Consider the following 19,833-nt stretch of genomic DNA (forward strand, 5'->3'; position numbering starts at 1 on the left):
GCCCGGGGCGTCGCCGTCGTCGGGCCCGGCGCAGCCGGCCAGGCCGGCACCGACCCCCACAACGATCGCCAGCCGCGTCACGAATGCCGCGACGCCCACGTCACATCTCCGACTGCAGCGTCGCCGACATCAGTTTCTGCGCGTCGAGGCAGGGATCGCCGCTCGCCTGACCGCGCAGCTGCACCCACCAGCTCAGCACGCCGGTCCCCGCGGCGGCGGTGACCGAGCACGCCGCGCCGGTGGTGTCGCGGCGCGCGGTGAACGCGTGGTAGCGGTCGAGGACGACGTCGGTGATCACCGCACCGCGGGCGTCGGCGAGTTCACGCTCGCGCGCCAGGTCGCCGCTCTCGAACCAGGAGAAGGTGACGTCGACGGTGCTCGCCGCTCCCCCGCGGGAGCGGCGCGACAGGATGTACTGGCAGACCGCGCCGCTGTAGGGCCGGGTCACCTCGGTGGCCTCGAGCGTCTCGGAGACCATGCTGTCGTCGAGCAGGCCGCAGCGGTCGTCGACGTAGCCGTAGCTGCGGATGTCCTCGGCGGTGTCGGGGTCGGCACGCTGCGCCGACCCGGCGACGGTCTGCGAACAGGCCGCCGCGGCCGCTGTGACCGTGACCGCGGCGAGAAGAGTCTTTCGGGCACCTCGGCGCATCGTGGCTCACGCTACCCAGCGCCCCAGCTGCGGGCGAGTCGTATCGGGACGTCCGGGCCGACCCCCTCGAACCGGGGGAACGGCGGCGCTCGGGACCGGCCAGCCCGTAAGCTTTTGACGGCTCAAGCGTTCGAGGAAGAAGGGTGCGCACCGTGACCAAGACCACCACGACGGCGTGGGGGCGGGCGCTGGCCACCTGCGGGGTGGCGGCGTCGACCGCGCTGACGGTCACCCTGGTCGGCACCGCCGCGCCGGCACAGGCCGAGAACGGCGACACCCACATCAACGGGCAGGGCATCGTCCAGACCGTCGACTGCAACGACTCCACGTTGTTCGTACTGGGCACCGGAAACCGGATCAACGCGGTGGGCACCTGCTGGGCGGTCACCGTGCAGGGGTCGTCCAACACGGTCGTCGCCGACAACGTCATCAACGACATCACCGTGTACGGGTGGGACCAGGCGGTGTACTACAAGGACGGCGCCCCCTACGTCTGGGACCGCGGCCGCGAACTCGGAATGACCAACCGCATCGACCGGGTTCCCGCGTGATCGCGCTGCGCGGCGCCGGCGCCGGCGCCCTCATCGCGGCCACCGCCGCGGGCCTCACGCTGGCCGCATGCGGGTCCGGTGGGCAGGGGGGCGAACCGACGATGACCGCGGGCACCTCCGGCGCCCAGGTCGAGATCGGCAACACCATCAACTACGGATCGTTCGGCACCACCGCCGACATCGACTGCGGCGACGGGAAATCCCTCAACATCGGCGGATCGAACAACACCCTGACGGTGAACGGGACATGCTCGAACGTCAACATCGGCGGCGCCGACAACAACGTCACCTTCGACCGGGTCGACACCGAGTTGACCGTGGTGGGGCTGAACAACACCGTCACCTACCGTGCCGGCGATCCGACGGTCAACGACACCGGAAGCAACAACAACATCTCCAAGGGCTGACGGCGCTCAGCCCTTGGCGCCGTGCCGGCCTGCTCCGGCGGCGAAGCGCGACGCACCCTCCAGCGACTCCGCGGCCACCCGCGACATGCTGGCGAACTCGAAGTCCATCGCCTCGGCCTCCGGCAGCCCCCACTGGTGCAGCACCGACATCCGATCCGACCGCAGGCACTGCTGCGGCAGCCCGGCCAGCTCGGCGGCGAGTTCCTCGGCCCGGTGCCGGGCCTGACCGCTGGGCACCACGCGGTTGGCCAGGCCCATCGCCAGCGCCTCCTCGGCGCCCACGGCGCGGCCGGTGAGAATCAGATCCATCGCCCGGCTGTGTCCGATCAGCCGGGGCAACCGGACGGTGCCGCCGTCGATCAGCGGCACTCCCCAGCGGCGGCAGAACACGCCCATGACCGCGTCCTCCTCGACGACTCGCAGGTCGGCCCACAGTGCGAGTTCCATGCCGCCGGCCACCGCGTAACCGCTGATCGCCGCGATCACCGGCTTGGACAGAACCATCCGGCTCGGACCCATGGGCCCCGGCCCGGTCCGGTGCACCGGGTTGGACTCCGGCGTCCCCAGCGCCTTGAGATCGGCCCCGGCGCAGAAGGTTCCGTTGTCACCCCACAGCACCGCCACCGATGCGGTGTCGTCCCGGTCGAACTGGTCGAACGCCGCGTGCAGTTCGACGGCGGCCGGACCGTTGACGGCGTTGCGCGCCTGCGGCCGGTCCATCACGACGGTCGTCACCGGCCCCTTCTTCTCGATCCGCACTCCGCCCGATCCGGTCATGTCGCCTCCATCAGTTCCACGGTGTCGCGCCGCGCGACCAGTTCGGCGGCGAAGTCGGTGTAGGTGCGGCGCAGCGCCGCGCCCGGCCAGCCGGCCGGGAGCAGTTCGGCGGGCAGCACCGGATCGGTGAGCAGGTGGCGCACGATGGCTGCGGCGGTGGCGAACCGGGCGGGCATGTCGGCGGCCGAACTCATCTGTTCGAGCAGCGCACCCCCGGCGCCGGCCCAGCCCGCCAGATCCCACAACCGCCCGGCCAGCTCGGCCGGGTCGTCGTCACGCGCGTGCATGATCCGCACCCGCTCGGCGATCTCGGCGGGCAGGTCGGTGTCCAGGTTCGCCGGGCGCAGCCACACCCCTTCACGCAACTCACCGAACCGTTGTTGCTGCAAAGCGTTTCGCAGTGAAGCCCGGACACGGGCATCGTTTCCGGTGCTGGTGATGACCACCATCGTCCAGGAGCCGTCCCACCGCCGGGTGTGCGGATCGATCGCACTGTCCTGGCGGCGCTGGCGAGCCATCAACCGGTCCGAGAGCCGGTACCCGTCCTCGGAGCGAACCAGGTCGCCCGCGCTGACCATCCGGGTCAGCGCCACCCGCACCGTCGACTCCCTGATCCCGAAGTCACCGGTGAGACTGAGCAGCTCGCCGACCGTCGCCCAGGCCGGATGCGCCCCGAGCAGGACGCTGAGCACCACAGAGCGGGCCGTCATCCGCGCGGGCGTGGCGGCCACGGTCAGACCCCGGAGGTCTTCCGGCCGTGGTCGCCGAAGGGTTCGTCGCGGCGGCGCACCGCGTCGCGGAAGCCGCGTTCGCGCGCGTCGGCGACGAAGGCATGCCCTTCTGGGGTGTGCCGGGCGATGCCGTCGAACACCGTGGAGACCATGGCGCTGTTGGCCACGCCCTGTTGGTGCAGCGCACTGTTCATCGCCAGCTTGACCATGATGAGCTGGTTGACCGGCATCGCCGCGATCCGCGCCACCAACCGTTCGGTCCGCTCGTCGAGGTCGGCCGGATCGGGCGCCTCGACCGCCAGCCCCCACTCGGCGGCCTGCGCACCGGTGATGCAATCCCCGGTCAGCAGAAGGCGTTTGGCGCGCTGGTCACCGAGGCGGTGCGCCCACAGCCCGGCGGCCGGCACGCCCCACACCCGGGTCGGCGGGTAGCCGATCTTGGCGTCGGCGGCCGTGATCACCTGATCGGCGTGCAGCGCGATGTCGGTGCCGCCAGCCACGCAGTAGCCGTGGATCTTGACCACGGTGGGCTTGTCGGAGTGCATCAGGCTGGCGAACCCACGGACGAACCGGCTCATCATTTGGTAGTCGATCATCGGGTCCCAGGGCTGATCGGGCAGATGGTTGACCGCCTGGGTGCGCCCGGACAGCACCGTGTCGCGATAGGCGCTGCCGCCGCCCGCCGACGACGCCCCCTCGGCGTAGGCCGACAGGTCGAACCCGGCGCAGAAACCCTCGCCGCGCCCGGAGACCAGGATGACGTGCACGTCGGGATCCAGGTCGGCACGCTCCACCAGCGCCGAGAGCTCCAGCGGAGTGTCGGCGACGATCGCGTTGCCCTTGTCCGGGCGGTTGAACGTGATCCGCGCGACCCGGTCGGTGACCTCGTAGGTCATCGTCTTGAGGTCGTCGACATCGACCGGGTGACTCATGCCTTGACCATGGCGCGTTCCAGCACCGGCGCCAGGTCCAGGCCGGTGGGCAGCGTGCCGAACGCTCCGCCCCACGCCCCGCCGAGCCGGCTGGCCAGGAACGCCTCGGCCACCGCCGGATGCCCGTGGCGCACCAGCAGCGCGCCCTGCATCGCCAGCGCGATGTCCTCGGCGACCTGCCGGGCCCGGTACTCGATGGTGGCGAGGTCGTCGAGCGCGGGCCGCAGGGCCGCGACATGCGCGTCGAGCCGCGGGTCCTGGCCGGTGGTGGCGGCGAGTTCGTCGAACAGCACCTCGACACACTCCGGGCGGGTGGCCATGGCGCGCAACGTGTCCAGCGCGCTGACGTTGCCGGAGCCTTCCCAGATGCCCATCAGCGGGGCCTCCCGGAACAGCCGGGGCATGCCGGAGTCCTCGACGTAGCCGTTGCCGCCCAGACACTCCATCGCCTCGGCGGCGTGCGGTGTGGACCGCTTGCACACCCAGTACTTGGCGGCGGCCAGGCCGATTCGGCGCAGCAGCGTTTCGCGCTCGTCGCCGCGCACCGCGGCGTCGGTGGCTCCGGCCATCCGCATCGCCAGCATGGTCGCGGCCTCGGCCTCGACGGCCAGGTCGGCCAGCACGTTGCGCATCAGCGGCTGGTCGATCAGATATTCGCCGAACGCCTTGCGGTGCTGGGCGTGGTGGATGGCGCGGGTCAGGCCGTTGCGCATGCTGGTCGCGCTGCCCAGCGTGCAGTCCAGCCGGGTCAGGTTGACCATCTCGATGATGACCGAGACCCCGCGGCCCTCCTCGCCGACCAGCCACGCGGTGGCCCCGTCGTACTCCACTTCGCTGGAGGCGTTGGCATGGTTGCCCAGCTTGTCCTTGAGACGCTGCAGGAACATCCGGTTGCGGGTGCCGTCGGGCAGGATGCGGGGCAGGAAGAAGCAGCTCAACCCGTTGGGAGCCTGCGCAAGCACCAGGAATACATCGCTCATCGGCGCCGAGGTGAACCACTTGTGCCCGGTCAGCCGATAGCTGCCGTCGGCGTTGGGCACGGCCTCGGTGGTGCCGGCGCGCACATCGGAGCCGCCCTGCTTCTCGGTCATCGACATCCCGGCGGTGATGCCGGGTTTCGTGGTGGGCAACGCGAGGTTCGGGTCGTAGCTGCGGCTGGTCAGCAGCGGCTCGTAGACCGCGGCCAGCTCCGGGTTGTGGCGCAGCGCCGGCACCACGGCGTAGGTCATCGAGATCGGGCAGATGTGGCCGGGTTCGGGGGTCCACACCGAGGTCTTGGCGGCGCGCACCACGTGCGAACCGGGACGCTCGTCGGCCCACGGGGCGGCGTGCAGTCCGTGCCCGACCGCAACGGTCATCAGTTCGTGGTAGGCGGGGTCGTACTCGACCTCGTCGATCCGGTGGCCGACCCGGTCGTGGGTGTGCAGGACCGGACGGTTGCGGTCGGCCAGCTCGCCCCAGCGCTGGGCCTGCGCGGTCCCGGACAGTGCGCCCAGCTCGAAGATCTCGTCGGCGCCCCACTGCCCGCCCTCGCGGATCAGCGCCTCGGCCAGCACCGGGGAGGTGGCCGGGTTGTAGTTCTCCAGCGCGGGAACCTGGTTGATGACGACGTGGGTGCCCGTGGACGCGAGAGGCGTATCGGTAACAGACATTCCACCAGTGTTACACTTTTTCTGCGGTCGAACAAGGTTCTGTAATAGCTATAGAATCCCTGGCTCATGGACCACGGCACGCCACCCCCTGCGGGACAGTTCCCGACCGGTCGGGCCGGCCTGCCGGTCAAGGACATCGGCCGGCTGCTACTGCGCTGCGCCGACCGGCCGGGCCTGGTCGCCGCGGTCAGCCGGTTCCTCGCCGCCGCCGGAGCCAACATCGTCTCGCTGGATCAGCACTCCACCGAACAGAGCGGTGGAACCTTCATGCAACGCACCATCTTTCACCTGCCCGGCCTACCCGCTGCCCGCGACGAACTGGAGCGCTCGTTCGCCGCCGAGGTGGCCGCGCGGTTCGAGATGGATTTCCGGCTGACCGAGGCGGCCAAGCCGAAACGGGTCGCGATCATGGCCTCCCGCGAGGACCACTGCCTGCTCGATCTGTTGTGGCGCAACCGCCGCGGCGAGCTGGACATGTCGGTGGTGCTGGTCATCTCCAACCACCCCGACCTCGCCGACGACGTGCGCCCGTTCGGGGTGCCCTTCATCCACGTCCCGGCCCACCGCGACATCCGCGACGAGGCCGAACAGCGCCAGCTCGACCTGCTGCGCGGCAACGTCGACCTGGTGGTGCTGGCCCGCTACATGCAGATCCTCACCCCCCGGTTCGTCGACGAGGTGGGCTGCCCGCTGATCAACATCCACCACTCGTTCCTGCCGGCGTTCATCGGCGCCGCACCCTATCGCCGGGCCAAGGAGCGCGGCGTGAAACTCGTCGGCGCGACCGCCCACTACGTCACCGAGGACCTCGACGAGGGCCCGATCATCGAGCAGGACGTGGTGCGGGTCGACCACCGGCACAGCGTCACCGACCTGACCCGCCTCGGCGCCGACGTCGAGCGCGCGGTGCTGTCCCGGGCGGTGCTGTGGCACTGCGAGGACCGGGTCATCCGGTTCGGCAACCAGACCATCGTGTTCTGAGCGACAGTTCGCATACTTGTCCCATGAAGCCCAACACCGCGGTCGACGCCGGCGACATCACTCTCCAGGCTGAGCCCGTCCCCGACGGGCAGCGGGTCGAGGGCGCACCGGCCACGGGGGCCACCACACTGACCGAGTTCGGCGGGCTCGAGGTCGGGGTGTGGGAGATGACGCCCGGAACGATGCGCAAGGTCTACCTCACCGCCACGTAGTCGCGGCGCCCGGCTGCGTCAGCCGACGTGCTCGCGCAGGAACGCGATGTCGTCCTTGCGCCCCTCGTCGGAGGTCTCGCAGATCACCGGGGCGTCGGCGGCCTGCACGACCGCGGCCAGCAGCTGCGGGTCGATCTGGCCGGCCCCGAAGTTGGCGTGCCGGTCAGCACCCGAGCCCGCGGCATCCCGGGAATCGTTGCAGTGCACCAGATCGATGCGGCCGGTGATCGCCTTGATCCGGTCGACGGCGTCGATCAGGGCCTCCCCGGCCGCCCACGCGTGGCAGGTGTCCAGGCAGAACCCGATGCCCTTGTCGCCGATGTGGTCCCACAGCCTGGCGATGGTGTCGAAGTGGCGTGCCATCGCATGGTCCCCGCCCGCGGTGTTCTCCAGGTAGACGGGGACGTCGGTGTCCAGCGCAGCGAGCGCCTTCACCCAGCGCTCGAACCCGGCATCCATGTCGTTGTCGTCGGCGTGGCCGCCGTGCACGATGACCGCGGTCGCGTTGATCGCCGAGGCCGCGTCGCAGGTGTCCTGCAGGATCTTGCGGGACGGAATGCGGACCCGGTTGTTGGCCGAGGCGACGTTGATCAGGTACGGCGCGTGCACGTAGATCGGTATCGCAGCGGCCTTGAGCACCTCGGCGTCCTCCCGGGGCGGGGGCTTCTTCCAGCTCTGCGGGTTGCCGAGGAAGAACTGCACCACGTCGGCGCCGTCGGCCTGGGCCGCCGCCAGCGGGTCGTCACCGTGAACATGGGATCCGATCAGCACGGCGTCGAGTCTAGGTGCCGGTCCCGACACCGCGGCGCCGCGGGCAGAATGCCTAGCCATGGATCGCGAAACCTATGAGAAGGGCCGCCAGATTCGCACCGCGGTGCTCGGCGAAGCCTATGTCGCCCGCGCGGAGGCCACCGCCGACGAGTTCAGCGCGCCGTTTCAGGAACTGCTGACCGAGTACTGCTGGGGCGCGGTGTGGGGCCGCGACGGCCTGCCGCTCAAAACCCGCAGCATGCTCAACATCGCGATGATCTCGGTGCTCAACCGGCCCAACGAGTTGCGCACCCACATCCGCGGGGCGCTCACCAACGGCGTCACCCGCGACGAGATCCGCGAGGTGCTGATCCAGGTCGCGGTGTACGCCGGGGCGCCGGCCGGGGTCGACGGGTTCCGGGCCGCGCGCGAGGTGTTCGCCGAGCTCGACGCCGACGAGCCCCGGTGAACGGCATGGACCTCGGGTTCATCGGGCTGGGCAACATGGGCGCACCGATGGTGCGCCGGCTCCTCGAGGCCGGCCACCGCGTCGCGGTGTACGACCCGCGAGCCGAGGCGGTCGACGAGGCGGTGCGGTCGGGCGCACAGCGGGCCGAGTCGGTCCGCGCGATCGGCGACCGCGCCGAGACGGTGCTGGCCAGCCTGCCGACACCGCAGGTGTCGCGCGAGGTGGTGGCCGAACTCGCCGGCGGCCGGCGGGTCCGGCGCTTCGTCGACCTGTCGACGGTCGGCGCCGAAACCGCCCAGGACAACCACCGGGTACTGGCCGGCCACGGCATCGCCGCCTTCGACAGCCCGGTCAGCGGCGGCGTCGCCGGCGCCGAGCAGGGCACGCTGGCGTTGATGGTCGCCGGTCCCGCCGACGAGTACGACGTGATCGGACCGGTCCTGGCGAGTCTGGGCAGACCCATCGTGGTCAGCGATCAGCCGGGCGCCGGCCAGACCATGAAGCTGGTCAACAACTTCATGGCCGCGACCGCCCTGGCGGCCACCGCCGAGGCGGTCGTGATGGGAGTGAAGGCCGGGCTCGACGCCCGGGTCATCGTCGACGTCCTCAACGCCGGCTCGGGCGGCACCCACGCCAGCCGCGACAAGTTCCCCCGCGCGGTACTGCCCCGCACCTTCGACTACGGGTTCGCCACCGGGCTGATGGTCAAGGATGTCCGGCTGTACCTGCAGGAGGCGCAGGCGGTGGGCACCCTGACACCGATCGCCTCGGCGGTGGCCGCGCAGTGGGACGAGGTGCTGTCCCGCCAGGGTGCCGACGCCGACTTCACCGAGGTGGTCAAACCCTACGAGGAGGCCGCCGGGGTGGTCGTCGGCGGCGACTGACCCGCTGGGCACGAAAAAGCCCCCGCCTCGATGAGCGGGGGCCTTCTCGTCGACTCGACCTACCGGTAGTCCGAGTAGCCGTAGTCGTCCAGCGGCACCGCGGCGCCGGTGGCCTGGCCGAAGTCCGGGCTGTAGTACTGATCCTCGTAGGACGGGATCGTGTACGCGGCGGCCCGGGCCTCCTCGGTCGGCTGCACCTGGATGTTGCGGTAGCGGTTGATGCCGGTACCGGCCGGGATCAGCTTGCCGATGATCACGTTCTCCTTCAGACCCATCAGCTTGTCGCTGCGGCAGTTGATCGCCGCATCGGTCAGCACGCGAGTGGTCTCCTGGAACGACGCCGCCGACAGCCACGAATCGGTGGCCAGCGACGCCTTGGTGATACCCATCAGCACCGGGCGGCCGGCGGCGGGCTCGCCACCTTCGGTCACCACCCGACGGTTCTCGGACTCGAACTCGCTGCGCTCGGTCAGCGAACCGGGCAGGAACTCCGTCGAACCCGAATCGATGATCGTGACACGACGCAGCATCTGCCGGACGATGACCTCGATGTGCTTGTCGTGGATCGACACACCCTGGGCCCGGTAGACCTCCTGGACCTCCCTGACGAGGTGGATCTGCACCTCGCGGGGGCCCTGGACCCGCAGCACCTCGTGCGGGTCGGCCGAGCCCTCCAACAGCTGCTGGCCCACCTCGACATGGTCGCCGTCGGTCAGCAGACGCTCGGAGCCGTCCTCGTGCTTGAACACCTTCAGGCGCTGACGACGGGAGAGCTTGTCGTAGACGACCTCCTCGCCCCCGTCATCGGGAACGACGGTGATCTTGTAGAACTTGTCGCTCTCCTCCAGCTGCACCCGGCCGGTGACGTCGGCGATCGGGGCACGGTTACGCGGAACGCGGGCCTCGAACAGCTCCTGCACACGGGGCAGACCACCGACGATGTCGGCGCCACCGGTGACACCACCCTGGTGGAAGGTACGCATCGTCAGCTGCGTGCCGGGCTCGCCGATGGACTGCGCGGCCACGATGCCGACCGCCTCACCGATGTCGACCAGCTTGCCGGTCGCCATCGAACGGCCGTAGCACTTCGCGCACACACCGGTGCCGGTCGTGCAAGTCAGCACGGAGCGGACCTTCACCTCGGTGATACCGGCGGCCAGCAAGGCTTCGATGGCCGGGTCGCCCAGGTCGTGACCGCGCTCGACGACCACGTTGCCCTCGGCATCGACCGCGTCGGTGGCCAGCGTGCGGGCGTAGGCCGACGTCTCGATGTGCTGATCGCGCACCAGCGTGCCGTCCTCGGCGCGATCGGCCAGCGTGACGTTGATCCCGCGCTCGGTCCCGCAGTCGGTCTCGCGGACGATGACGTCCTGCGACACGTCGACCAGACGCCGGGTCAGGTAACCCGAGTCCGCTGTGCGGAGCGCCGTATCTGCTAGGCCCTTTCTCGCGCCGTGGGTGTTGATGAAGTACTCCAGCACCGTCAGGCCCTCACGGAACGAGGACTTGATCGGACGCGGGATGAACTCACCCTTCGGGTTGGTCACCAGGCCCTTCATGCCGGCCAGGGTCCGCGTCTGGGTGAAGTTACCGGTGGCGCCCGAATCCACGATCGTGATGATCGGGTTGTCCTTCGGATAGTGGGCGCGCAGTGCCTCACCGACCTCTTCGGTGGCGTCCTGCCAGATCTTGACCAGGGACTCGTTGCGCTCGTCGTGGTTGAGCGCACCGCGCTGGTACTTCTTCTCGATGCCGTCGGCCTCGGTCTCGTACCGGTCGAGGATCTCCTGCTTCTGCGGCGGCACCAGCACATCGGCCATCGAGACCGTCACACCGGAGCGCGTCGCCCAGAAGAAACCGGCGTCCTTGAGCTTGTCGACGGTCTGCGCGACCACGATCATCGGGTAGCGCTCGGCCAGATCGTTGATGATGCGGGCCTGCACCTTCTTGTGCATCTGCTCGTTGACGAACGGATAGCCCTTGGGCATCAGCTCGTTGAACAGCACCCGGCCCAGCGTCGTGTCGGCCGTCCAGGCATCGCCGTAGTTCCAGCCGTCGGGGAACTGCTCGGCCTCGACCTCGGCGGGCGGACGCAGCTCGGTCAGCCGCACCCGGATGTTGGCCCGCACGCTCAGCGCGCCGCGGTCCATCGCCATGATGGCCTCGGCCGGCGAGCTGTACACCCCGGTCTCCGCCTGGTCATTGGCGGCCGGCTGGAACTCACCCTTCTCACCCTCGATCTCGGTGGTCAGGTAGTACAGCCCGGTCACCATGTCCAGGCGCGGCATGGCCAGCGGCCGGCCCGACGCGGGAGACAGAATGTTGTTCGACGACAGCATCAGGATGCGCGCCTCGGCCTGCGCCTCCGCGCTCAGCGGCAGGTGCACGGCCATCTGGTCACCGTCGAAGTCGGCGTTGAACGCCTCACAGACCAGCGGGTGCAGCTGGATGGCCTTGCCCTCCACCAGCTGTGGCTCGAAGGCCTGGATACCGAGACGGTGCAGCGTGGGCGCACGGTTGAGCAGCACCGGGTGCTCGGCGATGACCTCTTCGAGGACATCCCACACCTGCGGGCGCTGACGCTCCACCATCCGCTTGGCGCTCTTGATGTTCTGCGCGTGGTTCAGGTCGACCAGACGCTTCATCACGAACGGCTTGAACAGCTCCAGCGCCATCAGCTTGGGCAGGCCGCACTGGTGCAGCTTGAGCTGCGGGCCGACCACGATGACCGAACGGCCCGAGTAGTCGACGCGCTTGCCGAGCAGGTTCTGGCGGAACCGGCCCTGCTTGCCCTTGAGCAGATCCGACAGCGACTTGAGGGGACGGTTGCCCGGTCCGGTGACGGGCCTGCCGCGGCGGCCGTTGTCGAACAGCGCGTCCACCGACTCCTGCAGCATGCGCTTCTCGTTGTTGACGATGATCTCGGGGGCGCCGAGGTCGATCAGTCGCTTGAGCCGGTTGTTGCGGTTGATCACGCGGCGGTACAGGTCGTTGAGATCCGAGGTGGCGAAGCGACCACCGTCGAGCTGCACCATCGGGCGCAGCTCCGGCGGGATCACCGGGACCGCGTCGAGCACCATGCCCATCGGCGAGTTGCTGTTGGTCTGGAAGGCCGCGACGACCTTGAGCCGCTTGAGCGCACGCAGCTTCTTCTGGCCCTTGCCGCTGCGGATGACCTCGCGCAGGTTCTCGGCTTCGGCCTCGATGTCGAAGTTCTCGATGAGCTTCTTGATCGACTCGGCGCCCATGGCGCCCTCGAAGTACTCGCCGTAGCGGTCCTGCAGCTCGCGGTAGAGCAACTCGTCGACGATCAGCTGCTTGGGGGCCAGCTTGGTGAAGGTGGTCCAGATCTCCTCGAGCCGGTCCAGCTCACGCTGGGCCCGGTCGCGCAGCTGACGCATCTCGCGCTCGCCGCCGTCGCGCACCTTGCGCTTGACGTCGGACTTCGCGCCCTCGTCCTCGAGCTCCTTCATGTCAGCCTCGAGCTTCTGGGCACGGGCTTCGAGGTCGGCGTCACGCTGATCCTCGACGGCCTTACGCTCGACGACCATCTCGGCCTCGAGGGTGGACAGCTCGTTGTGCCGCATCTCGTCATCGACCGCGGTGATCACGTACGCCGCGAAATAGATGATCTTCTCGAGGTCCTTGGGCGCCAGGTCCAGCAGGTAGCCCAGGCGCGACGGAACGCCCTTGAAGTACCAGATGTGGGTGACCGGGGCGGCCAGTTCGATGTGGCCCATCCGCTCACGACGCACCTTGGCGCGAGTCACCTCGACGCCGCAGCGCTCACAGATGATGCCCTTGAACCGGACGCGCTTGTACTTACCGCAGTAGCACTCCCAGTCGCGAGTCGGTCCGAAGATCTTCTCGCAGAACAGGCCGTCCTTCTCCGGCTTGAGCGTGCGGTAGTTGATCGTCTCCGGCTTCTTGACCTCGCCGAAGGACCAGTTACGGATGTCGTCCGCGGTGGCCAGGCCGATGCGGAGTTCATCGAAGAAGTTGACGTCTAACACGTAACTCCCTTTCCCCTTTCGGGTGTTGAAAACTAATAACTACTGGCGAAATCGGACGAGATCCGCTAAGCCAAATCTTCTACGGACGCGGACTCGTTGCGCGACAGGTTGATGCCGAGGTTGGCGGCGGCGCGCTCCAGGTCCTCGTCGTCGCCGTCGCGCATCTCGATCGCGGCCCCGTCGCTGGAGAGCACCTCGACGTTCAGGCACAGCGACTGCAGCTCCTTGAGCAGCACCTTGAACGACTCCGGGATGCCCGGCTCGGGGATGTTCTCGCCCTTGACGATCGCCTCGTACACCTTGACCCGGCCGACGGTGTCGTCGGACTTGATGGTCAACAGTTCCTGCAGCGTGTAGGCAGCGCCGTAGGCCTGCATGGCCCAGCACTCCATCTCACCGAAGCGCTGACCGCCGAACTGCGCCTTACCGCCCAACGGCTGCTGGGTGATCATCGAGTACGGTCCGGTCGAGCGGGCGTGGATCTTGTCGTCCACCAGGTGGTGCAGCTTCAGGATGTACATGTAGCCGACCGTCACCGGGTACGGGAACGGTTCGCCACTGCGGCCGTCGAACAGCACCGCCTTGCCGTCGGCATTGACCATCGTCTCGCCGTCGCGGTTGGGCAGCGTCGAGCCGAGCAGCCCCTGCAGCTCCGCCTCGCGGGCACCGTCGAACACCGGGGTGGCGACGATGCTGTCGGACGGAGCCGACAGCAGATCCTCGGGCAGCTTGGTCGCCCAGTCCGGAACCTCAGCCGTTCCATCGGCCACCTGGATGTTCCAGCCGGCCTTGGCGACCCACCCGAGGTGGGTTTCCAGGATCTGGCCGATGTTCATACGACGCGGCACACCGTGGGTGTTCAGGATGATGTCCACCGGGGTGCCGTCGGGCAGGAACGGCATGTCCTCGACCGGCAGGATCTTGCCGATGACGCCCTTGTTGCCGTGGCGTCCGGCCAGCTTGTCGCCGTCGGAGATCTTGCGCTTCTGCGCGACGTAGACGCGCACCAGCTCGTTGACGCCGGCGGGCAGCTCGTCGTCGTCCTCGCGGGAGAACACCCGGATTCCGATGACCTTGCCGGACTCACCGTGCGGCACCTTCAGCGACGTGTCGCGAACCTCGCGGGCCTTCTCGCCGAAGATCGCCCGCAGCAGCCGCTCCTCCGGGGTCAGCTCGGTCTCACCCTTCGGGGTGACCTTGCCGACCAGGATGTCGCCGTCGCGGACCTCGGCGCCGATGCGGACGATGCCGCGCTCGTCGAGGTCGGCGAGCACCTCATCGGAGACGTTCGGGATGTCCCGGGTGATCTCCTCGGCGCCCAGCTTGGTGTCGCGGGCATCGATCTCGTGCTCCTCGATGTGGATCGAGGTCAGCACGTCCTCTTCGACCAGACGGTTGGAGAGGATGATCGCGTCCTCGTAGTTGTGGCCCTCCCACGGCATGATCGCCACGAGCAGGTTCTTGCCCAGGGCCATCTCACCGTTCTCGGTGCACGGCCCGTCGGCGATGACCTGACCGGCCTCCACCCGCTCACCGGCGTCCACGATCGGACGCTGGTTGGCGCAGGTGCCGTGGTTGGAGCGGGCGAACTTGCGCATCCGGTAGGTGTGCCGGCTGCCGTCGTCGGCCATCACGGTGACGTAGTCCGCGGAGACCTCCTCGATGACGCCCGCCTTGTCGGCGACGATGACGTCACCGGCGTCGATCGCGGCGCGCAACTCCATGCCGGTGCCGACCAGCGGGGCTTCGCTGCGCACCAGCGGCACCGCCTGACGCTGCATGTTCGCGCCCATCAGGGCACGGTTGGCGTCGTCGTGCTCAAGGAACGGGATCATGGCCGTGGCCACCGACACCATCTGGCGCGGGGAGACGTCCATGTAGTCGACCTCGGCCGAGCTGACGTACTCGACCTCGCCGCCCTTACGCCGGACCAGCACGCGATCCTCGGTGAACCGCTGCGTCTCCAGATCCAGCGGCGAGTTGGCCTGCGCCACGACGTGGCGGTCCTCCTCGTCGGCGGTCAGGTAGCGGATCTCGTCCGTAACAACTCCGTCGACGACCTTGCGGTAGGGCGTCTCGATGAAGCCGAACGGGTTGACCCGCGCGTACACCGACAGCGAACCGATCAGGCCGATGTTCGGGCCCTCCGGGGTCTCGATCGGGCACATCCGGCCGTAGTGGCTGGGGTGCACGTCGCGAACCTCGAGGCCGGCACGCTCACGGGACAGACCACCGGGGCCCAGCGCCGACAGCCGGCGCTTGTGGGTCAGCCCCGACAGCGGGTTGTTCTGGTCCATGAACTGCGAGAGCTGGCTGGTCCCGAAGAACTCCTTGATCGCCGCCACGACGGGACGGATGTTGATCAGGGTCTGCGGGGTGATCGCCTCGACGTCCTGGGTGGTCATCCGCTCACGGACGACGCGCTCCATCCGGGACAGACCGACCCGGATCTGGTTCTGGATCAGCTCGCCCACGGTGCGCAGGCGCCGGTTGCCGAAGTGGTCGATGTCATCCACTTCAACAGGGACCTCGACTCCTCCAGGAACAGTCATCACCGTGTCCCCGGCGTGCAGCCGCACCAGGTACTCGATGGTGGCGACGATGTCCTCTTCGGTCAGCGTCGAGCTGGTGATCGGCTCGCCGGTGTGCAACCCCAGCTTCTTGTTGACCTTGTAGCGGCCCACCCGGGCCAGGTCGTAGCGCTTCTCCTTGAAGAACAGGTTCTCCAGCAGCGTCTGGGCGGACTCCTTGGTCGGCGGCTCGCCCGGACGCAGCTTGCGGTAAATGTCCAGCAGCGCCTCGTCGGTGCCGGCGGTGTTGTCCTTCTCCAGCGTGCTCATCATGATCTCGGAGAAGCCGAAGCGCTCGGTGATCTGCTCGCTGGTCCAGCCGAGGGCCTTGAGCAGCACGGTGACCGGCTGGCGGCGCTTGCGGTCGATGCGCACGCCGACGGTGTCGCGCTTGTCGACGTCGAACTCGAGCCAGGCACCGCGGCCCGGGATCACCTTGACGCTGTGCAGCAGCTTCTCGGTGGACTTGTCGATGCTCTCGTCGAAGTAGACACCCGGCGAACGGACGAGCTGCGAGACGACGACGCGCTCGGTGCCGTTGATGATGAAGGTGCCCTTCTCGGTCATCATCGGGAAGTCCCCCATGAAGACGGTCTGGCTCTTGATCTCACCGGTGTTGTTGTTGATGAACTCGGCCGTGACGAACAGCGGGGCTGCGTACGTCATGTCCTTGTCTTTGCACTCGTCGACCGGCGCCTTGACCTCGTCGAAGCGCGGATCGGAGAACGACAGCGACATCGAGCCGGAGAAGTCCTCGATCGGCGACAGCTCCTCGAGCACCTCCTGCAGACCGCCCTTGGGATCCACATCGCCGCGGTCGACCGCGCGCTGGAACCAGTCGTCGGCGCCGACGAGCCACTCGAAGGACTCGGTCTGCACGTCGAGAAGCCCGGGAACCTTGAGCGGTTCACGCAGCTTGGCGAAAGAAATTCGGTTGGGTGCTCCGGGAACGGAGTAATCGGTAGCTACTTCTGAACTGATCTGGCGGGACCCTGCCAAGATGCATCCTTCCAGCACCTCATGCGACTATTGGGGGGCCGGGGATGCCGGTTCCGTTGGTCGCGATATCTGCGTCGGTTCGGCTGGCCCGTCAAGCCCGGGCCCCCGCCGCAGGGCACGCAACCAGGTCACTGAGCGCGATATTTTGCTCAGTCGTGGTTCACGTGGTCGGCGCGGTTCGGAGGGTGGGCAGGATGCAGCCAGCGCAACGTCCAACCATACCGTAGGACGGCGTATTCCTCAACAAGCCCGCGCGAGGGGGATCCGGCGCTGGCTGGCCATCTCAACCCGTGCAAACATGCTGGCCAATAGATTGGCCCGGTTTCGCCCGTCCGTCAAGAGATAGAGGCGTGTCCGGCCCAGAAAATGGGGACTTTTCCGCCCCGCGGTCGGCGCAGGCGGCCGGGTCGACGCCGGAGCGGGCTTCCCATAGAACGCCGACGGGCGCCGCGTTGTTCACGCGGCGCCCGTAGGACGGAGAAATTCAGGCTGTCAGCGCTCCCCGGAGACCGGGATGGCTCCGGTCGGGGTGTCGTCGGCGGCCTGCTGTTGCGCCGAATCGTCGGCGAACTGATGCACCGGGTACTTGTGGGTGCCCTCGAGATCGTCGCGGATGGCCTCCTGCGCCGCCGGCGGCAGCGTGTGCATGATCTCGCGCACGCGCGCCTGCCGGCGCCCCACCGCCTGGCGTTCGGGCATGCCCGGGGTCGCGGTGACCTGAGGCGGCACGCCCTCGATCTCCTCCACGCCGCCGTCGTGATGGCCGGCCTCGAGCAGGGCCTGCTCCTCGGCCATCGTCGACTCGTCCTTCTCCTCGGACATGCCGATCGGGCCGATACGACGGCCGTTGAGGAACTGCTTGACGACCGGTTCGTCGCTGGTCAGCAGCACCTCACGCGGACCGAACATCACCAGCTTCTTGCGGAACAGCATGCCCATGTTGTCGGGCACCGTCCGGGCGATGTTGATGTTGTGCGTCACGATCAGGATCGTGCAGTCGATCTGCGCGTTGATGTCGATCAGCAGCTGAGACAGGTAGGCCGTACGCACCGGGTCCAGACCGGAGTCGGGCTCGTCGCAGAGGATGATCTGCGGGTCGAGCACCAGTGAGCGGGCCAGGCCGGCGCGCTTGCGCATACCGCCGGAGATCTCGCCGGGGAACTTGTTCTCGTCACCGGCCAGACCGACCAGGTCCAGCTTCTCCATCACGATCTGACGGATCTCGCTTTCCTTCTTCTTGGTGTGCTCACGCAAGGGGAAAGCGGTGTTGTCGTAGAGGCTCATCGAGCCGAACAGCGCACCGTCCTGGAACATCACCCCGAACAGGGTGCGGATCTCGTAGAGCTCCTTGGCGGAGCACTCGATGATGTTGGTGCCGTCGACGATGATCTTGCCGCGCTCCGGCCGCAGCAGGCCGATCAGCGACTTCAGGAACACCGACTTACCGGTACCGGACGGCCCCAGCAGCACGCTGACCTCACCTGCGGGCAGATCGAAGGTGACGTCCTCCCAGATCCGCTGGGCGCCGAAGGACTTCGTCAGGCCTTCGATCTGAATGCCAATGCCCACGCAGAATCCTCTCGCCAGTACCCGAAACACGGCCACACGCTGGCCGCCTGTGGCTTGAGTCACTGTAACCTACCTGCTCTCGCAACAACACTTGGTCCGCCAACACCGTTACGGCACAGACGACTGCGGGGCCGGTCTGTTGCCAGACCGGCCCCACAGTTGGTGCCTACGGGCCGCGCCGAGTCGAGTCGGCGACAGGCCGAGAGCTCCCGGTTGTCCTACTTGACGGTGACCGACGCGCCGGCGGCCTCGAGCTTGGCCTTGGCGTCGTCGGCGGCCTCCTTGGCGACCTTCTCGAGCAGCGGCTTGGGCGCGCCGTCGACCAGGTCCTTGGCCTCCTTGAGGCCCAGGCCGGAAACGATCTCGCGGACGACCTTGATGACGCCGATCTTCTTGTCGCCGGCACCCTCGAGGATGACGTCGAACTCGGTCTGCTCCTCGGCGGCCTCGGCGGCACCGCCACCGGCGGCGGCACCCGGGGCAGCGGCGACGGCGACCGGAGCCGCGGCGGTGACCTCGAAGGTCTCCTCGAACTTCTTGACGAACTCGGACAGCTCGAGCAGGGTCAGCTCCTTGAACGCGTCGAGCAGCTCGTCACTGGACAGCTTGGCCATGATTGGTCCTTCCTGATTTTCTTACGTGGCTAGTGGTGATCGGTTGGGTGGCGAAACGCCTATGCGGCTTCCTCGCCGGCCTTCTTTTCCTGCAGTGCCGCGGCCAGACGCGCAACCTGCGACGCCGGAGCGTTGAACAGACCGGCGGCCTTGGCCAGATTGCCCTTCATCGCCCCGGCCAGCTTGGCCAGCAGCACCTCGCGGGACTCGAGATCGGCGATCGCCTCGACCTCGGCGACGGTCAGCGGGCGGCCGTCCATATAGCCGCCCTTGATGACCAGCGCCTTGTTGTCCTTGGCGAAGGTCTTGATCGCCTTGGCGGCGTCGACGGCCTCGCCCTTGACGAACGCGATCGCCGTGGGACCGACGAACAGTTCGTCGAGCCCTTCGATGCCCGCCTCCGCCGCAGCACGCTTGACCAGCGTGTTCTTGGCGACGCGGTAGCTTGCGGAATCGCCGAGGGATCGGCGCAGCTCGGCCAGACTGGAGACCGAGAGGCCGCGGTACTCGGTGACGAGCGTGGCCGTCGACGAGTTGAACCGCTCGACGATGTCGGCAATCGCTGCGGCCTTGTCATCCGTGGCCATGGTTGCCTCCTCGTGGTTGGTATCAGCTGATCCGCTTCGGACACGCCGGCAGCTGCGCTCGAAACCCCGGGAAACGACGAACGCCCCGACGCAGACAGGTCGGGGCGCGCACACGTACTAGCCTCGTCCTCCTGCGTGGGTCGCCGGGCTGGCCCGGACCTTCGACCGATAGGGCTACTCGACTTCGTCAAGTGCTCATCGGTGACCGACGGTCTTCGGTGGAACCCGGAAAGGATAGCGCGCCACGCACCGATCAGCCAAAACGGCGGCGGTCGGCCGCCTCGGACCTCGCTCAGCGCGCCCGGTGCGCCAGGGCTGCCGCGCCCACCAGCCCGGCGTCGCCGCCGAGTTCGGCGGGCACCACCCGCAGGCCGCGGATGAAGTCGAGGCCGGCATAACCGGCCAGCGCGTCCCGCAACGGCGCGAACAGCACCTCGCCCGACTTCGCGACCCCACCGCCCACCACGACGAGGTCCAGGTCGCAGA

Annotated in this window: 18 protein-coding genes; 6 read left to right on the top strand and 12 right to left on the bottom strand. The window is 68.3% G+C overall.

From position 1 onward, the window contains the following. Positions 1-100: 100 nt before the first annotated feature. Positions 101-649: a DUF3558 domain-containing protein gene (locus tag ACXAID_RS19785; RefSeq protein WP_475023910.1), complete on the bottom strand. Its 549-nt coding sequence runs from the start codon at positions 647-649 to the stop codon at positions 101-103. 203 nt (positions 650-852) lie between these two features. Between ACXAID_RS19785 and ACXAID_RS19790 the strand changes: the two genes are divergently transcribed. Continuing rightward, positions 853-1,200: a DUF3060 domain-containing protein gene (locus ACXAID_RS19790; RefSeq protein WP_475023924.1), complete on the top strand. Its 348-nt coding sequence runs from the start codon at positions 853-855 to the stop codon at positions 1,198-1,200. After that, positions 1,200-1,607 (top strand): DUF3060 domain-containing protein, encoded by a 408-nt coding sequence (locus tag ACXAID_RS19795; protein WP_475023925.1) that lies wholly within the window; start codon positions 1,200-1,202, stop codon positions 1,605-1,607. The genes ACXAID_RS19790 and ACXAID_RS19795 overlap by 1 nt, the downstream gene beginning before the upstream one ends. Before the next feature lie 6 nt (positions 1,608-1,613). Here ACXAID_RS19795 and ACXAID_RS19800 read toward each other — a convergent pair whose 3' ends face one another. From ACXAID_RS19800 to ACXAID_RS19815, 4 genes are read right to left on the bottom strand one after another with little or no spacing between them, the layout of a single operon-like run. After that, positions 1,614-2,384 (bottom strand): crotonase/enoyl-CoA hydratase family protein, encoded by a 771-nt coding sequence (locus ACXAID_RS19800; RefSeq protein ID WP_475023911.1) that lies wholly within the window; start codon positions 2,382-2,384, stop codon positions 1,614-1,616. Continuing rightward, positions 2,381-3,094: a PaaX family transcriptional regulator C-terminal domain-containing protein gene (locus ACXAID_RS19805; protein ID WP_475023926.1), complete on the bottom strand. Its 714-nt coding sequence runs from the start codon at positions 3,092-3,094 to the stop codon at positions 2,381-2,383. Before ACXAID_RS19805 ends, ACXAID_RS19800 begins: the two co-directional genes overlap by 4 nt. Positions 3,095-3,117: 23 nt before the next feature. Beyond that, on the bottom strand, positions 3,118-4,047 hold the full coding sequence (locus tag ACXAID_RS19810) for a crotonase/enoyl-CoA hydratase family protein (RefSeq protein ID WP_475023912.1): 930 nt from the start codon (positions 4,045-4,047) through the stop codon (positions 3,118-3,120). Further along, entirely contained in the window at positions 4,044-5,699 is a 1,656-nt protein-coding gene (locus ACXAID_RS19815) for an acyl-CoA dehydrogenase family protein (RefSeq protein ID WP_475023913.1), read from the bottom strand. Before ACXAID_RS19815 ends, ACXAID_RS19810 begins: the two co-directional genes overlap by 4 nt. Before the next feature lie 66 nt (positions 5,700-5,765). Here ACXAID_RS19815 and purU point away from each other — a divergent pair, with 66 nt between their 5' ends. Both purU and ACXAID_RS19825 read left to right on the top strand, forming a co-directional pair. Beyond that, positions 5,766-6,680, top strand: coding sequence for a formyltetrahydrofolate deformylase (gene purU, locus ACXAID_RS19820; protein ID WP_475023914.1), 915 nt, complete (start codon positions 5,766-5,768; stop codon positions 6,678-6,680). Between the two features lie 23 nt (positions 6,681-6,703). Further along, complete coding sequence (locus tag ACXAID_RS19825; protein ID WP_475023915.1) at positions 6,704-6,892, top strand: hypothetical protein; 189 nt, start codon at positions 6,704-6,706, stop codon at positions 6,890-6,892. A gap of 18 nt (positions 6,893-6,910) precedes the next feature. On the opposite strand, the gene ACXAID_RS19830 is transcribed toward ACXAID_RS19825, so the two are convergent. Then, positions 6,911-7,663, bottom strand: a complete 753-nt coding sequence (locus tag ACXAID_RS19830) for a deoxyribonuclease IV (RefSeq protein WP_475023916.1) — start codon at positions 7,661-7,663, stop codon at positions 6,911-6,913. A gap of 58 nt (positions 7,664-7,721) precedes the next feature. Between ACXAID_RS19830 and ACXAID_RS19835 the strand changes: the two genes are divergently transcribed. Then, positions 7,722-8,111 (top strand): carboxymuconolactone decarboxylase family protein, encoded by a 390-nt coding sequence (locus ACXAID_RS19835; protein ID WP_475023917.1) that lies wholly within the window; start codon positions 7,722-7,724, stop codon positions 8,109-8,111. Positions 8,112-8,116: 5 nt separating this feature from the next. Next, positions 8,117-8,995: an NAD(P)-dependent oxidoreductase gene (locus ACXAID_RS19840; RefSeq protein ID WP_475023927.1), complete on the top strand. Its 879-nt coding sequence runs from the start codon at positions 8,117-8,119 to the stop codon at positions 8,993-8,995. A gap of 59 nt (positions 8,996-9,054) precedes the next feature. Here ACXAID_RS19840 and ACXAID_RS19845 read toward each other — a convergent pair whose 3' ends face one another. The 6 genes from ACXAID_RS19845 to ACXAID_RS19870 all read right to left on the bottom strand — a co-directional run. Then, complete coding sequence (locus ACXAID_RS19845; protein ID WP_475023918.1) at positions 9,055-13,008, bottom strand: DNA-directed RNA polymerase subunit beta'; 3,954 nt, start codon at positions 13,006-13,008, stop codon at positions 9,055-9,057. A gap of 65 nt (positions 13,009-13,073) precedes the next feature. Then, positions 13,074-16,595 (bottom strand): DNA-directed RNA polymerase subunit beta, encoded by a 3,522-nt coding sequence (gene rpoB / locus ACXAID_RS19850; protein WP_475023919.1) that lies wholly within the window; start codon positions 16,593-16,595, stop codon positions 13,074-13,076. 474 nt (positions 16,596-17,069) lie between these two features. Continuing rightward, positions 17,070-18,146 carry an ABC transporter ATP-binding protein gene (locus ACXAID_RS19855; RefSeq protein WP_475023920.1) on the bottom strand — a complete coding sequence of 359 codons (1,077 nt, stop codon included), beginning with the start codon at positions 18,144-18,146 and terminating at the stop codon, positions 17,070-17,072. Positions 18,147-18,364: 218 nt separating this feature from the next. Next, on the bottom strand, positions 18,365-18,760 hold the full coding sequence (gene rplL / locus ACXAID_RS19860; protein ID WP_475023921.1) for a 50S ribosomal protein L7/L12: 396 nt from the start codon (positions 18,758-18,760) through the stop codon (positions 18,365-18,367). A 59-nt stretch (positions 18,761-18,819) separates the two neighbouring features. After that, positions 18,820-19,347 carry a 50S ribosomal protein L10 gene (rplJ, locus tag ACXAID_RS19865; RefSeq protein ID WP_475023922.1) on the bottom strand — a complete coding sequence of 176 codons (528 nt, stop codon included), beginning with the start codon at positions 19,345-19,347 and terminating at the stop codon, positions 18,820-18,822. Between the two features lie 292 nt (positions 19,348-19,639). Continuing rightward, the coding region (locus tag ACXAID_RS19870; RefSeq protein WP_475023923.1) for an ROK family protein at positions 19,640-19,833 on the bottom strand (194 nt) is incomplete at its 5' end.

It is taken from the genome of Mycobacterium sp. ABE4_509 (assembly GCF_056160785.1).

Coding starts and splice junctions, on each gene's coding strand:
- ACXAID_RS19835 (WP_475023917.1), top strand. CDS start 7,722: ATGGATCGCGAAACCTATGAGAAGGGCCGCCAGATTCGCACCGCGGTG.
- ACXAID_RS19825 (WP_475023915.1), top strand. CDS start 6,704: ATGAAGCCCAACACCGCGGTCGACGCCGGCGACATCACTCTCCAGGCT.
- ACXAID_RS19840 (WP_475023927.1), top strand. CDS start 8,117: ATGGACCTCGGGTTCATCGGGCTGGGCAACATGGGCGCACCGATGGTG.
- rplL (WP_475023921.1), bottom strand. CDS start 18,760: ATGGCCAAGCTGTCCAGTGACGAGCTGCTCGACGCGTTCAAGGAGCTG.
- ACXAID_RS19815 (WP_475023913.1), bottom strand. CDS start 5,699: ATGTCTGTTACCGATACGCCTCTCGCGTCCACGGGCACCCACGTCGTC.
- ACXAID_RS19785 (WP_475023910.1), bottom strand. CDS start 649: ATGCGCCGAGGTGCCCGAAAGACTCTTCTCGCCGCGGTCACGGTCACA.
- ACXAID_RS19810 (WP_475023912.1), bottom strand. CDS start 4,047: ATGAGTCACCCGGTCGATGTCGACGACCTCAAGACGATGACCTACGAG.
- rplJ (WP_475023922.1), bottom strand. CDS start 19,347: ATGGCCACGGATGACAAGGCCGCAGCGATTGCCGACATCGTCGAGCGG.
- purU (WP_475023914.1), top strand. CDS start 5,766: ATGGACCACGGCACGCCACCCCCTGCGGGACAGTTCCCGACCGGTCGG.
- ACXAID_RS19800 (WP_475023911.1), bottom strand. CDS start 2,384: ATGACCGGATCGGGCGGAGTGCGGATCGAGAAGAAGGGGCCGGTGACG.
- ACXAID_RS19805 (WP_475023926.1), bottom strand. CDS start 3,094: ATGACGGCCCGCTCTGTGGTGCTCAGCGTCCTGCTCGGGGCGCATCCG.